This is a genomic window from Sphingomonas sp. BGYR3, from assembly GCF_025153455.1.
In the GTDB taxonomy this organism is placed as follows: domain Bacteria; phylum Pseudomonadota; class Alphaproteobacteria; order Sphingomonadales; family Sphingomonadaceae; genus Sphingomonas.
This window is the reverse complement of the sequence record NZ_JANZNT010000001.1, coordinates 134,013-156,202: the sequence shown is the minus strand read 5'-3', so window position 1 is coordinate 156,202 and position 22,190 is coordinate 134,013. Positions and strand designations below refer to the sequence as shown.

The 22,190-nt window shown below is 65.6% G+C and carries 22 protein-coding genes and 1 tRNA gene; 15 read left to right on the top strand and 8 right to left on the bottom strand.

Translation table 11 applies throughout. The features are described from left to right. Positions 1-149 precede the first annotated feature (149 nt). From lptD to rsmA, 4 genes are all read left to right on the top strand, one after another. Positions 150-2,387, top strand: coding sequence for an LPS assembly protein LptD (gene lptD / locus NYR55_RS00760; protein WP_260019352.1), 2,238 nt, complete (start codon positions 150-152; stop codon positions 2,385-2,387). 84 nt (positions 2,388-2,471) lie between these two features. Continuing rightward, positions 2,472-3,821 carry a peptidylprolyl isomerase gene (locus tag NYR55_RS00755; protein WP_260019351.1) on the top strand — a complete coding sequence of 450 codons (1,350 nt, stop codon included), beginning with the start codon at positions 2,472-2,474 and terminating at the stop codon, positions 3,819-3,821. Continuing rightward, positions 3,818-4,831 carry a 4-hydroxythreonine-4-phosphate dehydrogenase PdxA gene (gene pdxA, locus NYR55_RS00750; RefSeq protein WP_260019350.1) on the top strand — a complete coding sequence of 338 codons (1,014 nt, stop codon included), beginning with the start codon at positions 3,818-3,820 and terminating at the stop codon, positions 4,829-4,831. Before NYR55_RS00755 ends, pdxA begins: the two co-directional genes overlap by 4 nt. Before the next feature lie 4 nt (positions 4,832-4,835). Further along, positions 4,836-5,660: a 16S rRNA (adenine(1518)-N(6)/adenine(1519)-N(6))-dimethyltransferase RsmA gene (rsmA, locus tag NYR55_RS00745; protein ID WP_260019349.1), complete on the top strand. Its 825-nt coding sequence runs from the start codon at positions 4,836-4,838 to the stop codon at positions 5,658-5,660. A gap of 21 nt (positions 5,661-5,681) precedes the next feature. Here rsmA and NYR55_RS00740 read toward each other — a convergent pair whose 3' ends face one another. From NYR55_RS00740 to NYR55_RS00720, 5 genes are all read right to left on the bottom strand, one after another. Further along, positions 5,682-6,209, bottom strand: coding sequence for a hypothetical protein (locus NYR55_RS00740; protein ID WP_260019348.1), 528 nt, complete (start codon positions 6,207-6,209; stop codon positions 5,682-5,684). Positions 6,210-6,234: 25 nt separating this feature from the next. Continuing rightward, a complete protein-coding gene (locus tag NYR55_RS00735) occupies positions 6,235-7,425 on the bottom strand; it encodes an RsmB/NOP family class I SAM-dependent RNA methyltransferase (protein WP_260019347.1) in 1,191 nt (396 codons plus the stop codon). Then, positions 7,422-7,592 (bottom strand): hypothetical protein, encoded by a 171-nt coding sequence (locus NYR55_RS00730; protein WP_260019346.1) that lies wholly within the window; start codon positions 7,590-7,592, stop codon positions 7,422-7,424. The genes NYR55_RS00735 and NYR55_RS00730 overlap by 4 nt, the downstream gene beginning before the upstream one ends. 33 nt (positions 7,593-7,625) lie before the next feature. Then, complete coding sequence (gene guaB, locus NYR55_RS00725) at positions 7,626-9,083, bottom strand: IMP dehydrogenase (protein ID WP_260019345.1); 1,458 nt, start codon at positions 9,081-9,083, stop codon at positions 7,626-7,628. A gap of 61 nt (positions 9,084-9,144) precedes the next feature. Beyond that, positions 9,145-9,969 (bottom strand): CoA ester lyase, encoded by an 825-nt coding sequence (locus NYR55_RS00720; RefSeq protein ID WP_260019344.1) that lies wholly within the window; start codon positions 9,967-9,969, stop codon positions 9,145-9,147. Between the two features lie 49 nt (positions 9,970-10,018). Here NYR55_RS00720 and NYR55_RS00715 point away from each other — a divergent pair, with 49 nt between their 5' ends. Genes NYR55_RS00715 through NYR55_RS00705 form a run of 3 tightly spaced genes read left to right on the top strand, consistent with a single transcriptional unit; the run spans position 10,019 to position 13,304 of the window. Further along, on the top strand, positions 10,019-11,002 hold the full coding sequence (locus tag NYR55_RS00715; protein ID WP_260019343.1) for an SPFH domain-containing protein: 984 nt from the start codon (positions 10,019-10,021) through the stop codon (positions 11,000-11,002). Positions 11,003-11,008: 6 nt separating this feature from the next. Then, positions 11,009-11,476: an NfeD family protein gene (locus NYR55_RS00710; protein ID WP_260019342.1), complete on the top strand. Its 468-nt coding sequence runs from the start codon at positions 11,009-11,011 to the stop codon at positions 11,474-11,476. A 10-nt stretch (positions 11,477-11,486) separates the two neighbouring features. Beyond that, complete coding sequence (locus tag NYR55_RS00705) at positions 11,487-13,304, top strand: DUF885 family protein (protein ID WP_260019341.1); 1,818 nt, start codon at positions 11,487-11,489, stop codon at positions 13,302-13,304. On the opposite strand, the gene NYR55_RS00700 is transcribed toward NYR55_RS00705, so the two are convergent. The 3 genes from NYR55_RS00700 to NYR55_RS00690 form a co-directional block, all read right to left on the bottom strand. Beyond that, on the bottom strand, positions 13,296-14,381 hold the full coding sequence (locus tag NYR55_RS00700; RefSeq protein ID WP_260019340.1) for a mechanosensitive ion channel family protein: 1,086 nt from the start codon (positions 14,379-14,381) through the stop codon (positions 13,296-13,298). The genes NYR55_RS00705 and NYR55_RS00700 overlap by 9 nt on opposite strands. A gap of 53 nt (positions 14,382-14,434) precedes the next feature. Further along, positions 14,435-14,755: a hypothetical protein gene (locus NYR55_RS00695; protein ID WP_260019339.1), complete on the bottom strand. Its 321-nt coding sequence runs from the start codon at positions 14,753-14,755 to the stop codon at positions 14,435-14,437. A 137-nt stretch (positions 14,756-14,892) separates the two neighbouring features. Continuing rightward, positions 14,893-16,503, bottom strand: a complete 1,611-nt coding sequence (locus NYR55_RS00690) for a phosphoenolpyruvate carboxykinase (RefSeq protein ID WP_260019338.1) — start codon at positions 16,501-16,503, stop codon at positions 14,893-14,895. 186 nt (positions 16,504-16,689) lie between these two features. Here NYR55_RS00690 and NYR55_RS00685 point away from each other — a divergent pair, with 186 nt between their 5' ends. The 8 genes from NYR55_RS00685 (at position 16,690) to NYR55_RS00650 (ending at position 21,961) form a co-directional block, all read left to right on the top strand. Further along, positions 16,690-17,409, top strand: a complete 720-nt coding sequence (locus NYR55_RS00685) for a response regulator transcription factor (RefSeq protein ID WP_260019337.1) — start codon at positions 16,690-16,692, stop codon at positions 17,407-17,409. Then, entirely contained in the window at positions 17,396-18,955 is a 1,560-nt protein-coding gene (locus NYR55_RS00680) for a sensor histidine kinase (protein ID WP_260019336.1), read from the top strand. The genes NYR55_RS00685 and NYR55_RS00680 overlap by 14 nt, the downstream gene beginning before the upstream one ends. Continuing rightward, positions 18,952-19,383: an HPr kinase/phosphatase C-terminal domain-containing protein gene (locus NYR55_RS00675; protein WP_260019335.1), complete on the top strand. Its 432-nt coding sequence runs from the start codon at positions 18,952-18,954 to the stop codon at positions 19,381-19,383. Before NYR55_RS00680 ends, NYR55_RS00675 begins: the two co-directional genes overlap by 4 nt. Next, complete coding sequence (rapZ, locus tag NYR55_RS00670; RefSeq protein WP_260019334.1) at positions 19,380-20,318, top strand: RNase adapter RapZ; 939 nt, start codon at positions 19,380-19,382, stop codon at positions 20,316-20,318. Before NYR55_RS00675 ends, rapZ begins: the two co-directional genes overlap by 4 nt. Next, on the top strand, positions 20,315-20,722 hold the full coding sequence (locus NYR55_RS00665) for a PTS sugar transporter subunit IIA (RefSeq protein WP_260019333.1): 408 nt from the start codon (positions 20,315-20,317) through the stop codon (positions 20,720-20,722). The genes rapZ and NYR55_RS00665 overlap by 4 nt, the downstream gene beginning before the upstream one ends. After that, complete coding sequence (locus NYR55_RS00660; protein WP_260019332.1) at positions 20,719-20,991, top strand: HPr family phosphocarrier protein; 273 nt, start codon at positions 20,719-20,721, stop codon at positions 20,989-20,991. The genes NYR55_RS00665 and NYR55_RS00660 overlap by 4 nt, the downstream gene beginning before the upstream one ends. Before the next feature lie 45 nt (positions 20,992-21,036). Next, positions 21,037-21,864 carry an RNA methyltransferase gene (locus NYR55_RS00655; RefSeq protein WP_260019331.1) on the top strand — a complete coding sequence of 276 codons (828 nt, stop codon included), beginning with the start codon at positions 21,037-21,039 and terminating at the stop codon, positions 21,862-21,864. 22 nt (positions 21,865-21,886) lie between these two features. Then, positions 21,887-21,961 (top strand) — tRNA-Glu (locus NYR55_RS00650). Positions 21,962-22,190: the final 229 nt, after the last annotated feature.

Below are 22,190 nucleotides of genomic sequence, written 5' to 3'. Positions count from 1 at the left end.
TTGATGCCCCCTATCTAGGAAAGGAACCGGCGCGAGGCAAAGCCGTTCGGCCTGCGCTATGAAATGCCGCTGATTGCGCGGCGCTGCATTGGATGCGATAGGGCGCGACTTGAGTTTCGCCGCACGCGGCACCGGAGGATGATCGACGCGTGACGCGCACCCTGTTCCTGCTTTCCTGTGCGCTGACCGGATGCGTCGCCGCGCCCGCCTGGGCGCAGGATCTGTCCGAGCGACCCGTGGACCCCCCGCCGCCCTCTGCAGAGGGCACACCGCCCATCGAGGAACAGGTCCAGTTCGAATCCGACCAGCTGGAATATGACACCGACACCGAAATCGTGTCGGCGGCCGGCGATGTCCGCCTGTTCCGCGAAGGAAGCCGCCTGCGCGCCGACAAGGTGACGTGGAACCGCAACACCGGCATCGTCGTGGCGGAGGGTAATGTCGCCATCGTCAGCCCGGAGGGCGACACTGCCTATGGCGACCGGATCGAGCTGACCGATTCGCTAAAGGATGGCGTCGTCGACAACATCCTGGTGGTGCTGGAACAGGGCGGACGACTGGCGGCAGAGCGGGGCGAGCGGCTGGAAAATGGCGGGATCATCGTCGATCGCGCTGCCTATACGCCGTGTTCCGTCACCGATTCGAAAGGCTGTCCAAAGGAGCCGAGCTGGAAGATCACGGCGGTTCGCGTTGTTTACGATCCAGTTCGGGAACGCATCCGGTACAGCGGTGCGCGGCTGGCCATTTTCGGGATCGCGTCCCTGCCGCTGCCCGAATTCTCGCATCCGGCCGGCGAATCCAGCGATCGCGGCATTTTGTCCCCGCTGGTCCGGCTGGACCGCGTCAACGGGCTTGAACTGGCCGTCCCTTATTACTGGAACCTCGCGCCCAATCGCGATCTGACCATCACGCCGCATCTGTTCACCAGCACCCTGCCGATGATCGAGGGCGAATATCGGGCGCTGACCGCCACCGGCAGCTATCGCGTGCGGGCGTTCGGCACCTATAGCCGGGTGCAGGACGACCTTGCATCGACGGCAACCGATCCGGGCAGCAGCGAGCTTCGCGGCTATCTCGAGGGCAATGCCCGGTTCCAGCTGAACCCGAACTGGAGCTTTACCGGCGCGATCCGGCTGGCCAGCGACCAGACGTTCCTCCGCCGCTATGACATTTCGCGCGATGACCGGCTGCGCAACGTCGTCCGTGTCGAGCGGATGGACGAGACGAGCTATTTCTCCATCAGCGGCTGGGCCGTGCAGACGCTGCGCATTACCGAAAATCAGCGGGTGCAGCCCATCGCCCTGCCCGAAATCGATTTTCGCAAGCGGTTGGGCGACGGCGTGGTCGGCGGGATGTTCGAGTTTCAGCTCAACACGCTGGCCCTGTCGCGCGAAGAGGGACAGGATACGCAGCGCGCCTTTGCCTCTGCCCGATGGGACCTGCGGCGGCTGACGCCCTGGGGGCATGAGGTCACGCTGACCGCCTATGCCCGCGGCGATGCCTATAACACCCGCGATACGCTATCGACGCTGGTGCCCAGCTATCGCGGGGAAGAAGGGTTCCGGACGCGCGGCGTGGCGGCGGCGGCGGTTGACGTTAAATGGCCGTTCATCGGCGGGTTTCTGGGTGGCACTCAGCGGATCACCCCCCGGTTTCAGGTGGTTGCCGCGCCGCCCATCGACAATTTCGACGTGCCGAACGAGGACGCACGCGCGGTCGATCTGGAAGATTCCAACCTGTTCGCGCTGAACCGGTTTCCCGGATATGACCGGTTCGAGGATTCGACCCGGTTCACCGCCGGAGTTGAATACGCGCTCGACCTGCCCGGCGTTGCGATCAACACCACTGTGGGACAGAGCTTTCGCCTGACCAGCCGGTCCAGCATCCTGCCCGACGGCACCGGCCTGTCGGAAAAGGTGTCCGACATTGTCGGGCGAACCGATGTGCGCTTTCGCGATTTCCTGCGCTTCACGCATCGTTACCGGCTGGACAAGGACAATTTTGCGGTCCGCCGGAACGAGATCGACGCCACGATCGGCACCCGCCGGACCTATGCTCAGCTGGGCTATCTGAGGCTGAACCGCGACGTTTCGTTCGATCTGGCCGACCTTCAGGACCGCGAGGAAGCGCGGGTCGGCGGACGCGTGGCGATCAGTCGGTTCTGGTCTGTGTTCGGTTCGGCATTGGTCGATCTGACCGATCAGCGCGAGGATCTGCTATCGACGTCGGACGGATTTTCCCCGATCCGCCACCGGGTTGGCGTCGCTTATGACGATGACTGCCTGCGGCTGGGGGTCACCTGGCGGCGGGATTATCAGGACAATGGCGATGCGCGGCGGGGCAACAGTTTCCTGCTGACACTGGAATTGCTGAACCTTGGCCGCTAAGCCGGGGTTCAGACAGGGAGTTGCATGGCCATTGCGCGGCATTGCGCCGGGGCAATGGCCCAGGGACGATCGGGAACGAATTCAATGAAGAACGGATTGCGCGTTCAACTGGCCAGCCTGTTGGCTGCTTCGGTGATGACGATGACGGGCATTGGTGCCGCCATGGCCGGCGCACAAGATGCCGAAGTGCCGAACGCCGGGCTGGATTTGCCCGCCAATCTCCAGATTTTCGGAAAGTCGGACCCCAATGTCCGCAAGCCGACCGCGATCGTGAACAACACGGTGCTGACCGGCACGGATGTCGATCACCGCGTGGCCATGATCGTCGCGCTGAACCAGATCAAGATTCCGGAAGACCAGATGCAGCAGCTCAAGCTGCAGGTGCTGCGCGGCCTGATCGACGAGACGCTGCAGATTCAGGAAGCCGAAGCGAACGAGATCACGATCACGCCGCAGGAAGTGACGCAGGGTTTTGCCCGCGTCGCCCGCAATTTCAACATGACGCCGGAGCAACTGCGCACCTTCCTGCGCAATGCCGGTTCGTCGGACAAGACGCTGTACCGCCAGATTCAGGGCGAACTGGCGTGGCAGCGGGTGATCGGCCGCAAGGTCGATGCGTTCGTCAACGTATCGACCGAAGAGGTCGAGGCGGTGCTGAAGCGGATCGAGGATGCCAAGGGGACCGAGGAGTTCCACGTCAAGGAAATCTATCTGGCGGCAACGCCGGACCGGCAGCAGGAAGTGTTTGCCGAGGGGCAGAAGATCATCGCATCCATGCGCCAGGGGCAGCCCTTTGAATTTTTCGCAACCACCCGGTCGGATGCCACGACGCGGACAGTCGGCGGCGATCTGGGCTGGGTCCGCGCGGCCGTGCTGCCCGACGCACTGGCCACCGCTGCGCAGCAGCTTCAGCCAGGCCAGGTGGCGGGACCGATCGCCATTCCGGGCGGCTTCTCGATCCTCTACCTGGTCGACAAGCGCCAGGTGCTGGTCGCTGATCCCAAGGATGCCCGCCTGTCGCTGCGCCAGATGACGATGCGCTTTGCCCCCGGCACGACCGAGGCACAGGGCAATGCCAAGGTGGCCGAGTTCGCCGAGGCGACCAAGGCGCTGCAGGGCTGCGGCAATGTCGGCACGGTCGCTGCCAAGCTGGGCGCCGAGGTCGTGGACAATGACGCCGTCGTCATCCGCACGCTGCCCCCGCAGCTTCAGGAAATCATGATGAACCTGAATGTCGGCGAGGCGACGCCGCCGTTCGGCACCCGCGAGGATGGCGTGCGCGTGCTGGTGCTGTGCGGGCGCGACGATCAGCGGGCGGCCAGCCTGCCGTCCGTCGAGGAAATGCAGGACAAGATGAAGCAGGAACGGGTGAACCTGCGCGCCCAGCGGATGCTGCGCGATCTGCGGCGCGATGCGGTGGTCGAATATCGTTGACGGGCACATCTGCACCCGCGGCGCTTCGTGCGCCCCTGGTGGTCTCGCTGGGCGATCCGGCGGGAATTGGTCCTGACATCACCGTCGGCGCATGGGAGCGTCGGGCCCAGGATCGCGTCCCGCCATTTTTCGTGGTCGGCGATATACGCTCCATCCAGCGGATCTGGCAGGGGCCGGTGCGGGCAATCGCCGAACCGGGCGAAGCCGCAGCGGTCTTTGCCGATGCCCTGCCGGTCCTGTCCATCGTCGATGCCGGTGCAGGCGCGCCCGGCGAACCGGACATTGACGGCGCGCGCAGTGCGCTTCAGGCGCTGGAGATCGCCGTCGGCCTGACCCGGTCGGGTGCTGCATCTGCGCTGGTCACCGCCCCGGTTTCCAAATCCCAGCTGTACAAGGTTGGCTTCACCCATCCCGGCCAGACAGAGTTCGTGGCCGAACGGTGCGGCGTCGCGCCGGACAATGTCGTAATGATGCTGGCCGGGCCGGACCTGCGCGTGGTGCCGATCACCACCCACCTGCCGCTGGCAGAGGTTGCGCATCTGCTGACCCCGGAACTGATCGTGGCCAAGGCGCGGGTGACGGCGCGCGGCCTTGCCCGCAATTTCGGGATCGCCGCGCCCCGGCTGGCCTTTGCCGGGTTCAACCCCCATGCTGGGGAAGATGGCGCACTGGGTCGGGAGGAGATCGAACGGATCACGCCCGCAATCCACCAACTGCAGGCGGAGGGCATCGATGCGACCGGCCCCTTTGCCGCTGACACGCTGTTCCATGCGCGCGCCCGTGCCCGCTATGACGCGGTGCTATGCGCGTATCACGATCAGGCGCTGATCCCGCTGAAGACGCTGTATTTCGATGAAGGCGTGAACATCTCGCTCGGCCTGCCCATCGTGCGCACCTCGCCTGATCATGGGACGGCATTCGGCATTGCGGGCAAGGGGCTGGCCAATCCGGGGGCGATGATCGCCGCGCTGCGCATGGCGGCCGACTCGGTCGAGCGGCGCGCGGCCTGATCCCATGACACCGGCTGATCTGCCCCCGCTGCGCGAGGTTATTCGCACCCATGGCCTGACCGCCAGCAAGGCGCTGGGCCAGAATTTCCTGTTCGACGGACAGCTGCTGGCCCGCATCGCGGCCATTCCCGGCAATCTGAACGACGCGCCGGTCCTGGAAATCGGCCCGGGTCCGGGCGGCCTGACCCGCGCGCTGCTTGCGGCCGGGGCCAGGGTGACGGCAATCGAGCGCGATCGGCGCTGCATCCCGGCGCTGGCCGAACTGGGCGTGGCATGGCCCGGCAAGCTGACGGTGATCGAGGGCGATGCCCTGGCGGTCGATGCCCCCGCCCTGTTTCCGGGCGAGCGGCCGCACATCGTCGCCAACCTGCCCTATAATGTCGGCACGCAGCTGCTGATCGGCTGGCTGTCGACCGAATGGTTTCCGTGGTGGGCAAGCCTGACCCTGATGTTCCAGCGGGAAGTCGCCGAACGGATCGTCGCAAAGGCGGGCAGCGATGCCTATGGCCGCCTGGCCATTCTCAGCCAGTGGCGGACGGATGCGCGCATCGCGATGCCGGTGCACCGGTCGGCCTTTACGCCACCGCCAAAGGTGATGTCGGCCGTCGTCCATCTGACGCCGAAGCAGACACCGGACGGAATCCGGCTCGCCCGGCTCGAACAGATCACCAGCGCCGCGTTCGGGCAGCGCCGCAAGATGCTGCGTCAAAGCCTGAAGGGCGTACCGGGCGCGCTGGATGTGCTGGATCAGCTTGGCATCGATCCCACCCGCCGGGCCGAAACGCTGACCCTGGACGATTTTCTGTCGATTGCCCGGCTGATGAACTGACCGCGTCAGCGAGGGTGGGCGTCAGGGATTGGCTTCCGGCACCTTGTCCGGGATGACCGTGACCGGCGGATCGCTCTTCACCGCCGTCTGGATCGCTGGCGGACCCTTTTCGATCGCCATGGCAAGCTGGGTCGCCTCCGGGCACTGTTTGGCACAGATCGTCTTGATCTTGGCCAGCGTCTCGCGCGCCCGGTTGACCGCGCCCTTGGCGACCAGCGCCTCGCCCTGCCCGCGCAATGCCGACACATCCGTCGGCTCCAGGTTCAGCGCATCCCGGTAAAAGCCCAGGGCCTTGCCCGGCAATTCGCGTGCGGTCGCCAGATCGCCCAGCTGCACATAGGCCGCCCGGTTGCGCGGATCGATCACCAGCGCCGTTTCGGCCAGGTCCACCGCGGATTCCAGATTGCCCGCCGCCTTTGCCGCGCGGCTCTTTTCAAGCAGCGCCAGCGACTTCGCATCGACCTGATCGTCCGGCCGCTGCGCGGTCAGCGACGTGCCAAGGCACAGGACGGTCAGCGCGGCGGCGGTGCTAACGGCGATTACTCGCATTGCGGTCTCCAGGGCAGCCATGGGTTCAGTTCGCTTTCGCCGCCATTGTTACGACAAAAAAGCCGTCCGTCGAGTGGGTAGCTGGATCAAGCCGCAGGCCGGGGCCATGCGGTGTGCCGATCGGGATGGGCCGGTCGACCGCCGTCCAGTCGGGATGCGCGGCCAGAAAGGCCTCTGCCTGATCCCGCCCCTCGGCATCGAGCAGCGAACAGACGATATAGGTCAGCGTCCCGCCCGGCCGGACGAGCCGCGCGGCGACGCCCAGCAGCCGTTGCTGCGTTTCCGCCAGCCGGACGAGCCGGTCGGGCGTCAGCCGCCAGCGCGCCTCCGGATTGCGCCGCCATGTGCCCGTGCCGGAACAGGGCGCGTCGATCAGGACATGATCCGCCCTGCCGTGCCATTCGGCCAGCCCCTCTGCCTCCCGCATGGGGTTGATGAGCACAGGTTCGATGCCCGTCACCCCCGCACGGGCAGCGCGGGGGGCCAAGCGCGACAGGCGGGCACGATCGGTATCGCTGGCGATGATCCGTCCCTCCCCCGCCATCATCGCCGCCAGCGCCAGCGTCTTGCCGCCGCCCCCTGCACACAGGTCGATGACCGCCATGCCGGGCGCAACCCCGCTGGCCAGTGTCACCCACTGGCTGCCCGCGTCCTGAATCTCGAATGCACCCGCCTCATACAGCGGATTGGGATCGACGCGGGTATCCGCCGGCAACCGAAGGCCGTTCGGCAGGCCGTCAATGCCCGCCGCTTCCGGAAAAGCCGCCAGAACCGCCCCGACGTCCGATCGCAAAGGATTGACCCGGATATCCAGCGGGGCACGGTCCAGCAGCGATGCCTGAACGTCCGCGCCGACGCCGCTATCCGTCATCCGCTGCGCCAGCCATTCGGGCAGGACGCCGGGCGTGGCGGGCACTTCATGGGCCTCCCGCGCAGCCGGCGCATGGCCGCCGGAACCGAAGGTCGCTGCAAGTGCCGGATCGCTGTCAGCCAGCGCCAGCATCGCCGTGCGGCCACTGACCGGACGGTCCCCCAGCATCCGGATGGCCGCATAGACCAGCTCACGCACCGCCCGACGGTCTTTCGACCCGGCATAGCGGCGACCCGCAAAATATCGGGCGATCAGCACGTCGGCGGACGCGCCCTGATCGCGGGCGGCAAGGATGATGGCATCGAGCAGCTCGATCGCCGCCTGAACGCGCGCGCCCGGCGTCATGCCTGATGCTCCTGTTCAGCCTGCTTGGCCTGTTCCGCCTCCATCGCCTGTTCCTCTGCCAGCCGCGCCTTGGTCCGTGCCCAGCGGACCCGGAACAGGCGGATGCGAACCACGATGTACAGCGCGGCCAGGGCCACGATCAGCCAGAGTTTCTGGGAATCGGTCATGGCGCCAGGCCGTCCGTGCGCCGGGCCAAAGGCTCAGCGCGTCGGATAATTGGGCGCCTCTCGCGTGATGGTGACATCATGGACATGGCTTTCGCGCAGGCCCGCATTGGTGATGCGCACGAACCGTGCCCGTTCCTGAAGTTCGGGGATGGTGTGGCTGCCGGTATAGCCCATCGCCGCCTTTACCCCGCCGACCAGCTGATGGATCACATCCTTGGCCGGGCCCTTGAACGGCACCTGCCCCTCGATCCCTTCGGGTACCAGCTTCATCTGGTCCTTGATGTCCGCCTGGAAATAGCGGTCGGCCGAACCGCGCGCCATCGCGCCGACGCTGCCCATGCCGCGATAGCTTTTGTACGCCCGGCCCTGATACAGGAACGTCTCGCCCGGCGCTTCCTCGGTTCCGGCCAGCAGCGAACCGATCATCACGGCAGACGCACCGGCGGCCAGCGCCTTGGCAACATCGCCCGACGTGCGGATGCCGCCATCGGCGATGACCGGCACGTCATGCTCGCGCGCGGCCTTTGCCGATTCCATCACCGCGGTCAGCTGCGGCACGCCAACGCCGGCAACGACGCGCGTGGTGCAGATGGAGCCGGGGCCGATGCCCACCTTTACCCCGTCCGCCCCGGCGCCGATCAGCGCGCGGGTCGCCTCGGCAGTGGCGACGTTGCCGGCAATGACCTGAACCGAATTGGACAGCCGCTTCACCCGCTCCACGGCGCGGGCAACCTCGCGGTTATGGCCATGGGCGGTATCAATGACGATCACATCGCATTCGGCATCGACCAGCGCCTCGGTCCGTTCGAACCCCTTGTCACCAACCGTGGTCGCGGCCGCGACGCACAGCCGCCCGGCAGCGTCCTTGGTCGCGCTGGGATAGGTGACGGCCTTTTCAATGTCCTTGACCGTGATCAGGCCGATGCAGTGATACGCATCATCGACGACCAGCAGCTTTTCGATCCGCCGCTGGTGCAGCAGGCGGCGCGCCTCCTCCTGACTGACGCCGGGGGAAACGGTGGCCAGATTATCGCGGGTCATCAGCTCGCTGACCGGCTGACCGGGATTTTCGGCAAAGCGGGTGTCGCGGTGGGTCAGGATCCCGGCCAGGCGGCCCGATTTTTCCACCACGGGAATCCCGCTGATCCGGTGACGGGCCATCAGCGCCTGTGCCTCGGCCAGCGGGGCATCGGGCGCAATCGTGATCGGATTGACCACCATGCCGCTTTCGAACCGCTTCACGGCCCGCACGGCGGCGACCTGTTCCTCGACGGTCAGATTGCGGTGCAGCACGCCGATGCCGCCCATCTGCGCCATCACGATCGCCATGTCGCTTTCGGTCACCGTATCCATCGCCGACGACAGGAACGGGATGTTGAGGGCCAGGCCCCGCGACACGCGCGTCCGGGTGTCGGCGCCGCTGGGCAGCACTTCCGATTCCGCCGGAACCAGCAGCACATCGTCGAATGTCAGGCCAAGGGGGATTTCCATGCGTGCCGTTCCCGTAGAATCGCGGATTGGCGGCCCATGTAACCGCACCCCGCCGGTTCGGCTAGGGGGTCAGGCCCGCCCGTGTCAGCATCGCACGCGCCCGGTCGACGTGCATCGCCTCGATCATCGTATCTTCGTGCCGCTGCGCACCGCCGGTAAAGGCCGCGATCAGCTGTCTTGCAGCTTCGATTTCCGCCTCGGTCGGGGCAAATGCCTGATGGCACGCATCGACCTGTCCGGGATGGATCAGCGATTTGCCATCGAACCCCAGCATCCGCCCCTCCGCACATTCGGCGGCCAGCCCGTCGGGATCGGAAAGGCGATTGAATACGCCATCGATGGCCCAGATGTCGCGGCCGCGCGCGGCAAGGACGATCAGCTGCAAGGCGGTCGTCATCGCCGCCCGCCCAGCCCGCGGCGGCAGGCGCAGCGATGCGGCCAGATCGTTGGTCCCCGCGATCAGTCCTGCAATCGAATACCCCCAGCCCGAAACCGACGCGATCGGCCCGACATTCATCGCCCCGGCGGCGGTTTCGATCATCGCCAGCGCAGGGCGGCGCGCAGAACTGCTGGCGATGATGACGGTTTCGGGCTGCTCCACTTTCGGCACAACGACATGGGTCGCCGCCGATTTACGCACCGCCTTCAGGTCATCGCCATGCTCATCGCTTTCGCGCGCGTTGACGCGGATGCCAAACAGCTTGCCCGGAAAGCCGGGACAATCGCGTGCGGCCTGACGTGCCGCTTCCTTGTCTTCGGGCTTAACCGCATCTTCAAGATCGAGCACCACCATGTCGACGGGCAGCTCGCGTGCCTTGGCCATGGCGCGCGGATTGTTGGCGGGCAGGAACAGGACGGATCGGGGTGCGGTTTCGGCTGTGCTCATCCCCTGCTTATGCTAGCCCTGTCGTCGGGAAGCCAGAGGGAGTGGGGTGATGGATTTGGTGATTTCGGGCGTCTTTGCGCTCGTCATGCTGGTGATCATGTATCTGTTCGCCAGTATCAAGATCGTGCGCCAAGGGTATGAATACACGATCGAACATTTCGGCCGCTTCACCAATGTCGCCCGGCCGGGGTTCAACCTGTATCCGGCATTCTTCTATCGCGTCGGTCGCAAGATCAACATGATGGAACAGGTGATCGACATTCCGGGGCAGGAGATCATCACCAAGGACAATGCGATGATCTCGACCGACGGGGTCGTGTTCTTTCAGGTGCTCGACGCGGCCAAGGCTGCGTATGAGGTTTCCGACCTGTATGTCGCTCTGCTTCAGTTGACGACGACCAATCTGCGCACCGTGATGGGCGCGATGGACCTGGATGAAACCCTGTCCAAGCGGGACGAGATCAACGCGCGCCTGCTGGCGGTGGTCGACCATGCGACGACGCCATGGGGAGTCAAGATCACCCGCGTCGAGATCAAGGACATCCGGCCGCCCGCCGATATCGTCAACGCGATGGGCCGCCAGATGAAGGCGGAACGCGAAAAACGCGCCAACATCCTGGAGGCAGAGGGCACGCGCGCGTCCGAAATCCTGCGCGCAGAGGGCCAGAAACAGGCCCGCATCCTGGAAGCCGAAGGCCGCCGCGAATCCGCATTCCGCGATGCGGAGGCCCGTGAACGCGCGGCGCAGGCCGAAGCGACCGCCACTCAGGTCGTCTCTCAAGCGATCGAACAGGGCGGCGTTCAATCGCTCAACTATTTCATCGCGCAGAAATATGTAGAGGCGGTGGGCAAATTCGCCACCAGCCCCAATGCCAAGACGATCCTGTTCCCGGTCGAGGCCACGCAGCTGATCGGCACGCTGGGCGGCATCGGCGAACTGGCCAAGGAGGCACTGGGCAACCCGGCCAAGCCCCCTGCGCCCCCCGCCCCGCCCGCCGGAAAGCGGATCAGCCCCTTTGCCGGCGAGGAGTGACCAGCCGTGAGCTTTGACGGGAATATCGGTTTTCTCTGGCTGATCCTGGCGGCGCTGCTCGGCCTGGCCGAACTGATCGTGCCGGGTGCTTTCCTGGTCTTTCTGGCGGCGGGTGCGGCGCTGACCGGTGTCTTGGCGCTGATCTTTCCGGATCTGGGCATCATCGGCCAGCTGATCGGCCTTGCGGCATGGACGACCGCCGCCGTGCTGATCGGCAAGCGGTGGTATGGCGACTGGCCGGTCGCCAGCGCCGACCCGCTGCTGAATGACCGTGCGGCGCGCATGGTGGGTCAGACAGTGACGGTCGTGGAGCCGCTGTCTGAGGGCAGCGGACGGGTGCGCGTCGGGGACGGCGAATGGCCCGCCACCGGCCCGGATATGCCCGCCGGCGCGCGCGGGCGCATCGAACGGGTCGATGGCGGCTTGCTTGTTATCGCGCCGCTCGCCACCCTGTCGCCACCTGCATCTGAATGAGTGCCCTGCCTTGCTGATTGATCGCCGCCGCCTGCTCACCACGACCGCAACCTTGGCCAGCGCCGCCATCGTCCCGCGCTATGCCAGCGCCGCAACAGATGCCGATGCGGCTGCACGCGCGCTGATCGACGGCGCAACCGAAGCGATCCTGAGGGAAAATCCGGAGGGTGCCACCTCGCTTGGCATTGATACCGGCAAGCGCGCGGCGCTGAAGGCGCGGATGGCGGACAAGTCGCCACAGGGTATCCGGGCCATTGCGGGCGCGGTCGACCAGCGGATCGCCGCGATGAAGGCGGTGGACGAGGACCGGCTGAGCGAGGCAACCCGCATCGATCTTGAGGTCACGCTGGCGGCGCACGAGATCGCGGCGGCGGGATATCGCTTTCCCTATGGCGATGTCGCCTTTGGCGGGTGGCGCAACTCGCCCTATGTCGTGGCGCAGAATGTCGGCGCGTTTCTGGACGTGCCGCAATTCCTTGACGACAGCCACACCGTCGAAACACCCTGGGATGCAGAGGCGTATCTGGCGCGGCTGGACGGCTATGCCCGGCAGCTGGATGGCGAGACGGAACGGCTGCGCGATGCCGCCGGGCGCGGCGTAATCCTGCCCGACTTCAACCTGGCCAAGGCGATCAACCAGCTGAAAATCGCGCAAAAGGGCGATCCAAGGGAATGGACCATCGTGTCATCCCTGGCCCGGCGGACGGGATCGATGAACGCCGATTACGCCACCCGTGCCGAGGCGATTGCGCGGGCACGCATTGCCCCCGCCCTTGCCCGCCAGCTTGCCGAACTGGAAAGCCATGTGCCGCGCGCGACCAGCGATGCCGGGGCGTGGAAACTGCCCGAAGGGGATGCCTATTACGCCTGGGCGCTCAGCGCCGCGACGACCACTCGCCTGACCCCGGACGAAATCCACGAGATGGGCAAGGTGCAGCTGGCCGAGCTGCAGGGGCAGATGGATACGATCCTGAAATCCATCGGCTATCGCGACGGCAGCGTGGGCGAACGGATGACCGCGCTGGGCAAGGATCCGAAATATCTGTTCCCCAACAATGACGATGGCCGGCGTCAGATCATCGCGCTGCTGGAAAAATCCATCGCCGACATGCGCCGCAAGATGCCGGAGGCGTTCACCGTCCTGGCCCCCGGCCGGGTCGAGGTGAAGCGGATGGCGCCGGAGGTGGAGCCGGGCGCACCCGGTGCCTATGGCGGCGCGGGCACGATCGACGGCAAGGTGCCGGGCCGGTTGTGGATCAACCTGCGCACCACGGAAATCTGGCCGCGCTATGCCCTGCCCGATCTGGCGTTTCACGAAAGCATCCCCGGCCATGCGTGGCAGGGCGAATATACGTTCAAATTGCCACTGATCCGGTCGATGCTGGGCTTCAACGCCTATTCCGAAGGCTGGGCGCTCTATGCCGAACAGCTGGCGGACGAGCTTGGCTATTACGCCGACGATCCCGTCATGCGGCTGGGCTATCTGCAAAGCCTGGGCTTTCGCGCGTGCCGCCTGGTGGTCGACACCGGCATCCATGCCAAGCGATGGACCCGCGATCAGGCGATCCAGTGGTTCGCCACCACCAACGGCTCGACGGTCGAGGAAGTGCGGGGCGAGGTTGATCGCTATTGCAGCTGGCCGGGCCAGGCGTGCGGGTACAAGGTCGGGCACAGCTATATCAACCGGCTGCGCGATCATGCAAAGCAGATGCTGGGGCCGAAGTTCGATTTCCGGACGTTCAACGACGCGGTGGTGACCGGTGGCGGCGTGCCGATGACCGTTCTGGACAAGGTCGTCGAACGCTACATCCAGCGCCGTTCAGCCTGAGGCGGGGGCAGCGGCGGCGGGGATCGGGTCGCCCTCGATCACCGTCCGCCGCCGCGGCAGAGCCTCCGGCATCTCGTCGCGCAGAAAGGCGAGCATCCCTTCGCGCAGGTCACAGCGCAGGTCGAATGCCGTCCCGGCATCGCGTGCGGTGGCCAGGCCACGCACCTCGATGGCATCGGCACGAATCTCGGTCACCTGCAAGCCCTGAGCCCGGCCGTCCCAGCGCGGATTGGCGCGGACCATCGCCTCGAACCGCGTACGGATCCGGTCGATGTCGGCAGTCGGATCAAGGTGGAAAAAGACCGTCCCCAGCAACTGGCTGCTGTTCCTGGTCCAGTTCTGGAAACTGTCGTCCAGGAACCGGGACACCGGCACGACCAGCCGCCGTTCGTCCCATATCGCCACGACGACATAGGTCAGCCGGATTTCCTCGATCCGGCCCCATTCCCCGTCGATGATGACAACGTCGTCGATCCGGATCGGCTCAGTAAACGCCATCTGGATGCCGGCGATCAGGTTTTTGAGCAGCGGTTGAGCCGCAGCGCCGACCGCCAGCCCGGCAAGGCCCGCCGATGCCATCAGCGTTACGCCAACGCTGCGCACGCCCGGAATGCTCAGCAACATCATGCACAGCGTCAGAAACCCGACGACGAACACTGCAATGCGGGTCAGGATCCCGCTACGCGTCCGCTTGCGCCGGGCGGCAAGATTGTCGGCGACGCTGATATCCGCCCGGATTTCGACCGCCTGACCCGTCGCGCGGATCAGGTTGATGGCCATCCACCCGATGATCGCCGGGATCGCCATACCGGCAACCAGCAGCCACAGCTGATCCCCGCTGGCGGATAGCGACAGGATGGGGCGCACACCGGCCAGCGCAACCGCGACCAGCAGCCAGCGCGATGGCCCGCGCGCCGCCGCGACATACAGGTCGTCGATGCTGCTGGCATTGCGTGCGGCCAGCCGCGTGGCCACCGCAAAGACGACGAAATGGACGATCAGTGCGGCACAGATTGCGATCGCAACCTGGATCAGCGCGCTGACCCAGGGCGACAGGGTATCAAGCAGAGAAACCATGCCCGGCCAACCGACCGGGCCGGATCAGGTTCCCGAAAACCGTCGGAACAGCGTTACTTCTTGCCGAAGAAATTGCCCGCAATATCGCCCAGCATCCCGCCGATGCCGCCGCTTTTGTCATCGCCCAGCATTTGCGCGAAACGGCCCAGCGACCCCTCGCCGCCGATCTGGCCGATGATCTGGTTGAGCGTGTCGACCGGCAGCCCGGTTTCCGCTGCCGCCCCTTCGGCCGTGTTCACGTCCATCGGGTGAAACTTGGCCAGCGCCGCCACTGCGGCCTGCACATGCTCGGGCGAAAGGCCCAGCTTTTGCCCCAGATTTTCGATGGTGGCGTCGTTGCCGGCGAATTGATTGAGGATCGCATTCAGGTCCATGAGTCGCTCCATCACTGATCAGCCGGATGCTATCATTACGCCCATGCAATGGCGAGCGGTCAATCAGCGGGTCGGAGCGGCGGCAGGAACCTCCGCGGGAAATCCCTGCCTTCCACTGTCGGGCCGTGCCAGCGGGTTCAGCCCGCGACCGTCACCATCGGCGCGGCCTTGCGCACGCCCTCGTCCACATGATCGGCGAATTGCGCGAAATTGTCATTGAACAGGTCCACCAGTCGCGCGGCCGTGGCATCGTAATCGGCCTTGTCCGCCCATGTCGCCCGCGGATCCAGGATCGCACTGTCGACCCCCGGCACCGCCACCGGCACCTTGAATCCGAAATTGGGATCGGTCCGGAACTCTGCGTCGTTCAGGCTGCCGTCGAGCGCAGCGTTCAGCAGCGCCCGCGTCGCCTTGATCGGCATCCGGCTGCCGACGCCATGCTTGCCGCCCGTCCAGCCGGTGTTGACCAGCCAGCAGGCGACGCCGCCGCGCGCGATCCGCTCCTTCAGCAGATTGCCGTAAACACTGGGGTGGCGCGGCATGAACGGCGCACCGAAACAGGTTGAAAATGTCGCTTCCGGCTCGGTCACGCCAATCTCCGTCCCCGCGACCCGCGCCGTGTAGCCGGACAGGAAATGGTACATCGCCTGTTCCGGCGTCAGCCGCGCGATGGGGGGCAAGACGCCATAGGCGTCGGCAGTCAGCATGACGATGTTGCGCGGCACCGGCCCCATATTGTCGGGCGAGGCATTGGGAATGAAATCGATCGGATAGGCGCCGCGCGTGTTCTCGGCCAGGCTGTTGTCGTCGAGGTTCAGCTGACGCGTTGCATCGTCCATCACGACATTTTCCAGCACCGTGCCGAACCGCCGCGTCGTGGCATGGATTTCCGGTTCCGCTTCGGCGGACAGCCGGATCATCTTGGCATAACAGCCCCCTTCGAAATTGAAGACCGCGGTGTCGGACCAGCCATGTTCGTCATCGCCGATCAGCGTCCGGCTGGCATCGGCCGACAGCGTCGTCTTGCCCGTGCCCGACAGGCCGAAAAACACCGCCGTATTGGTACCGTCATGCGCCATGTTGGCCGAACAGTGCATCGGCATGATGCCCTGTTCCGGCAGCAGGTAATTGAGCAGGCCGAACACGCTCTTCTTCATCTCACCGGCATAGGCCGTGCCGCCGATCAGGATCAGCTTTTCCGTCAGGTTGACCGCGATGACCGTTTCCGACCGCGTGCCATGCCGGGCGGGATCGGCGCGAAAGCTGGGCAGGTCGATGATGGTATATTCCGGCTCGAATCCCTTCAGCGCATCCTCGTCAGGGCGAACCAGCATGGTGCGGATGAACTGGCTGTGCCAGGCAAGTTCGTTGACCACGCGCACATTGACGCGGTGCTCCGGCTGCGATCCGCCGTACAGGTCCTGCACGAACAGCGTGTCCCGCTGGCTCAGCTCGGCCAGGAAATCGGCCTTGAGCGCAGCGAAATGCGCAGGGTCCATCGCGACATTGGATTTGCCCCACCAGATGGTGGGTTCCGTCGTCGAGTCGCGCACGATGAACTTGTCCTTGGCCGACCGCCCGGTGTGCTTGCCGGTTTCGACGACCAGCGCACCCCCTTCGACCAGCCTGCCCTCGCCGCGACGCAGGGCGTGCTCGACCAGAGCGGGCGTCAGCAGGTTCCAGTGAACCTGTGCCTGCGTTTCGATTCCCACCCGGGCCAACCCGGCAATCGGCGTGCGCTGCGTCATTCGTCATCTCCAGAACCTGCCTGGGCGGCATTGCTGCATACGTATTCAGATGGCGTCCGGTTAGCCGCTGATGACGCTGCGGTCAAACCCCGGAAGATGTTCCGGTTCGAGAACAGGGTCTGTCAGTTGAGGCCTGCGCCGCTTTGCCCTAGGCAGTCGTTCGGGAACGCAGACAAGGAGTGCCGGATGAGTGCGACCATCGCGCTGGTGGATGATGACCGCAACATCCTGACATCGGTATCGATCGCGCTTCAGGCCGAAGGGTTCGTGACGCGGGTCTATTCGGATGGCGATTCCGCGTTGAAGGCGCTGATCGACAATCCGCCGGACCTTGCGGTCCTCGACATCAAGATGCCGCGCATGGACGGGCTGGAGCTGCTGCGCCGCCTGCGCGAAAAGACGAAGTTGCCGGTCATCTTCCTGACGTCCAAGGATGACGAGCTGGACGAGGCGCTGGGCCTTGCGCTGGGCGCCGACGATTACATCGCCAAACCGTTCAGCCAGCGCCTGCTGATCGCCCGCATCCGCGCGATCCTACGCCGGGCCGATCTGGCGCGCGGCAACGCCGGCGATGGTCAGCAGGATGGCGGGGCTGAAAGCGCACCGGTGCTGGTGCGCGGTCGCCTGTCGATGGACCCGGCACGGCACAGCGTGACCTGGGATGATCGTCCGGTCACACTGACGGTGACCGAGTTCCTGATCCTTGAAACGCTCGCTCAGCGGCCGGGGATCGTCAAGACGCGCAACCAGTTGATGGACGCCGCATATCAGGACGACATTTATGTCGACGACCGCACCATCGACAGCCACATCAAGCGGGTGAGGCGCAAGTTCCGGGAGGTCGATCCCGAGTTTGATTCGATCAAGACGCTGTACGGGGCGGGCTATCGTTTTGCCGACGAGTGACGACCGCGATCTGTCGCTCCGCTGGTCGGGCCGGATTTCGCTGACCCCGCGCATTTTGGCGGTCAACATCTTTGCCCTGGCGCTGTTGGCGGGGGGGTTTTTCTACCTCGACACCTATCGGGCGCGCATCATCGACGGGCGCATCGAACGGGCCGAGCATGAAATCGCCCTGGTCGCAGAGGCGCTGGACCGAACACCGGATGCCGGCGGACGGGCAGCGGCGGTCGCCGCGCTGGCCAAAGTGTCCGGCGCTCGCATCCGCGTCTATCAGCCGGGCGGGAAGCTGTCCGACGACAGCCGGGTGCTTGGCGTCCGCAATTTCCAGCTGCGCGATCCGGACAAGGATCCCTGGCAACAGGATGCGGCGCGATTTCTAGATGCCATGATCGACACCGTGGTCGGCACCGCCCGCGCGCCGCTGTACCGCGAACGCGCCGCCGATCGCGGGCTGGACTGGCCGGATGTCGCCTCCGCGATCCGCAAGCGACGGCCCGCCGCATCGGCATGGCGCGCGCCCGACCGGACGGTCGTCATCACGGCCGCGGCGCCGCTGGCCCGCGGGGGCGCCGTGCTAAGTTCGGTCAACGCGCTGGAGATTACCCGGACCGTCCGGGTGGAACGGTTCCGCCTGTCCATGGTGCTGCTGGTCGTCACGCTGGTGTCGATCCTTCTCTCGCTGTTCCTTGCGCGCACCATCGTGCGGCCGATGCGGCGGCTGGCGGTGGCGGCGGTGCGCGTGCGGCTGGGCCGGGCGCGCGGCGTCGTAGTTCCGCGCCTGCCCAGCCGGCGGGACGAGATCGGGATGCTCGCCCGCGCCCTGTCGGACATGAGCCAGGCACTGACCGCCCGCATCGACGCGACCGAGAGTTTCGCCGCCGATGTGACGCATGAGATCAAGAACCCGCTCGCCTCGCTTCGTTCCGCCGTGGACAGTCTGGCGACGGTACGCGATCCGACGCTTCAGGAACGGCTGATCGCGATCATCCGCGACGATGTGTTGCGGCTGGATCGGCTGATCACCGACATTTCCGATGCCTCGCGCCTGGATGCCCAGCTGAGCCGCACGCAGTTCGAGCCGATTTCGCTGACCAGCCTGATCGCGCATCTGGTCGACGGGCATCGTACCCGCGGCCTGCCCAACGGCATACGCATTGCGCTGGAATCGCACGCTGGCGACCGGGCCGTGGTGATGGGCGACGGCACCCGGCTAGAGCGGGTGTTCGAAAATCTGATCGACAATGCCGTGTCCTTTTCGCCCGATGGCGGCACCATCTCGATCACGATTGACGTGATCGACGATATGGCCTGCGTCGCCGTGGAGGATGACGGTCCCGGCGTCCCGGAAAGCGAGCGAGAGGCCGTTTTCCGCCGTTTTCACACGGTCCGTCCGGGCGGCGAGGCCTTTGGGACCCATTCGGGCCTGGGACTTGCCATTGCGCGTACGATTGTCGAAGGACATCAGGGCATGATCGGGGTCGAATCGCGTATGGATCGGCAATCGGGGGCGCGTTTCACCGTCCGGTTGCCGGTGAACAGGGCAGCATGAACCAGCTATCATCGGAAACCATCCACGCCACCTGCATCGCCATTCAGGGGCGAGCCGTACTGATCGAGGGCGCGTCCGGTTCCGGCAAATCGGACCTTGCGCTTCGCCTGATCGATCGGGGCGCATCGCTGGTCAGCGACGATTACACGCTGGTACAGCGGCGCGACGGACAGGTGATGGCTTCGGCGCCGGACAGGATTGCCGGCCGGATCGAAGTTCGGGGGGTCGGCATCGTCGACATGCCGTTTGTCGCGGGGGTTCCCGTTGCGATGACCGTGCAGCTTCATGCCCAGCCGCCACGCCTGCCCGATGAAAATCGGCGGCATCTGCTGGGCACGACATTGCCCGTGCTGGTACTCAATCCGTTCGAACAATCCGCGCCGATCAAGGTCGAACTCGCTGTCCGTCAGCTGATCGCCGCACAATGACCGGTAACGCGCCGACGCGCATCCTGCTGGTCACCGGCATGTCGGGTGCCGGTAAATCGACCGTTCTGCGGACGCTGGAGGATCTTGGCTGGGAAGTGGTCGACAACCTGCCGCTGCTGCTGCTCGACCGGCTGATGGCAACGGCCCTTCCCGATGGGTCGAACGAACGGCCACTGGCCATCGGCATCGGTGCGATGACGCGCGGATTCGATGCCGAGGCGATCGTCAGGCGGATCAAGAAGCTGAGCGAGACCCATGGTCACGATATCGGCACTCTGTTCCTGGATTGCGCCGGGGGAGAGCTGGAGCGGCGCTATTCCGAAACGCGGCGGCGCCACCCGCTGGCGCTGGACCGCCCTGCCCCCGACGGCATCGCCCGCGAACGCGAATTGCTGGCGCCCATCCGGCGCTGGGCGAACCGGCTGATCGACACGACGGAGATGCGGGCAAATGACCTTGCCGCCGAAATCCGTCGATCCTTTGCCGGGCCGGGCGAGGGCGAGCCGGTTGTGACCATCCTATCGTTCGGCTTTGCGCGCGGTCTGCCACGCAATGCCGACCTCGTGTTCGACATGCGGTTCCTGCGCAATCCGCACTGGGTCCCCGATCTTCGGCCCGGCACCGGGCAGGACGAACCGGTCAGCGCCTATGTCGCGGGCGACCCCGCCTATGCCGAAGCGATGGAGCGGATCGAGGGCCTGTTGCTGATGCTGATCCCCCGCTACCGGGCGGAGGGCAAGGCCTATGTCACCATCGCCATCGGGTGTACCGGGGGAAGACACCGGTCGGTCCATGTTGCCGAGCGGCTGGCGAAACGGTTGCGCGGAGAGGGTTTTTCGCTCACCTTGGCACATCGCGATCTTGGCGCCGCGCCGCAGGACTCGCTCGAAGGATCGCCAACGGACCAGTCAATGGACGGAAATGCTGCATCATGATCGGTTTAGTACTCGTAACGCATGGGCGGCTGGCCGAAGAATTCGTCATGGCAATGGAACATGTCGTGGGGGTCCAGGAACGGATCGTCCCGATCTCGATCGGGCCGGATGACGACATGGAGGAACGCCGGGCGGATATTGCCCGGGCGATCGAAACCGTCGACGCGGGCAAGGGTGTAATCGTCCTGACCGACCTGTTCGGCGGCACCCCGTCGAACCTCGCCATCTCCCTGATGGAGCAGGGTCGGATCGAAGTCATTGCCGGCATCAACCTGCCGATGCTGATCCGGCTTGGCGGCGCGCGCAAGGCGATGAAGGTGGCCGACGCCGTTGCCGCAGCGCGCGAGGCGGGACGCAAATACATCTCCGTGGCATCGGAAGTGCTGGGCGAAGCTGCTGCATGAGCCGGGTGAGCCGCACCGTCACCATCACCAACCGCCGCGGCCTGCACGCCAGGGCAAGCGCAAAGTTCGTGACCCTCGCCGCATCTCAGGACGCTCAGGTCGAGGTGGAAAAGGACGGGTCCAGCGTCACCGGCACCTCGATCATGGGGCTGATGATGCTGGGCGCGGCAAAGGGCGATACCATCACCATCAGCGCCGAAGGGCCGGACGCAGAGGCGACGGTGGCCGCCATGGCCGCACTGGTCGAGGACAAGTTCGGCGAGGATTAGGGCGCGGCTCGACTTTTGCCGCCTTGTCCTTGATAGGACGCCGCCATGACCCGTCAGATCACCGCCTTTTCCAACCCCCTGATCAAGGACGTTCGCGCGCTGCGCGACAAGCGTCATCGGCGCGAACAGGGCAGGTTCCTGGCGGAGGGACTGCGCATCCTGACCGAGGCGCTGGATGCCGGCCATGTGCCGGAGCTGCTGTTCTTTGCCGACCAGTCGGCATCGCACCCCCTGGTTCGCCGCCTCGTGTCGGCGGTCGAGCAGGCAGGCGGCGAGGCGATCGAGACAAGCGACGACATCCTGTCCAAACTGTCGGGAAAGGATAATCCCGGCGCGGTGATCGGCGTTTATGCCGAACTGCCCACCGCCCTTGACCGGATCGACCGCCACGCTGCGCCGATCTGGCTGGTGGCGGAACGGCTACGCGATCCCGGCAATCTGGGGACGATCCTGCGCACCGCAGACGCGGTCGGCGCAGGCGGCGTCATCCTGATCGGCGAATGCACCGATCCGTTTTCGGTGGAAGCCGTTCGGGCGAGCATGGGCGCGCTGTTTACGGTCGCGCTGGCCCGGTCTGACTGGTCAGGGTTTCTGGACTGGCTGCGCGCGGGCGAAGGACAGTTGGTCGGCCTGCACCTTGATGGGGCCGTCGATTACCAGCTGCCGGATTATCGTCCGCCAACCTTTTTGCTGACAGGCAACGAGGCGCAGGGAATGCTGCCCGAAATGGCGGAGGCGTGCGACGTCCTCGTCAAAATCCCCATGCTGGGCCGCGCCGACAGCCTGAATGCAGCCGTCGCCACCGCCGTCATGGCCTATGAGGTGCTGAACCAGCGCCGCGTCCGCCTTGACGCTGCCGGTCGCCAGGCCTAATGCCCGCGCTCCGCAACCGGACGGCCCCTTCGTCTAGCGGTTAGGACGCGGCCCTCTCACGGCTGAAACACGGGTTCGATTCCCGTAGGGGTCACCATCGTCAAGCAGAAAATGGCGAAACTGCGCCAATTCAGACGATCCGGTGAAACGGGCTCCCACTTTTGCACCATCGTTTTTCGTCGCTCGAGGGGCATGGACTGAAATGCTCCCGGAACTCGTTGCGATTTGCCACCAGGACCGACTTAGAAATAGTCGCGCACTCCGGCACACGGTCCATGGCAGGGTCACGTCACTGCGGAGATCAGGGGCACCTGTCTCCACCCGCT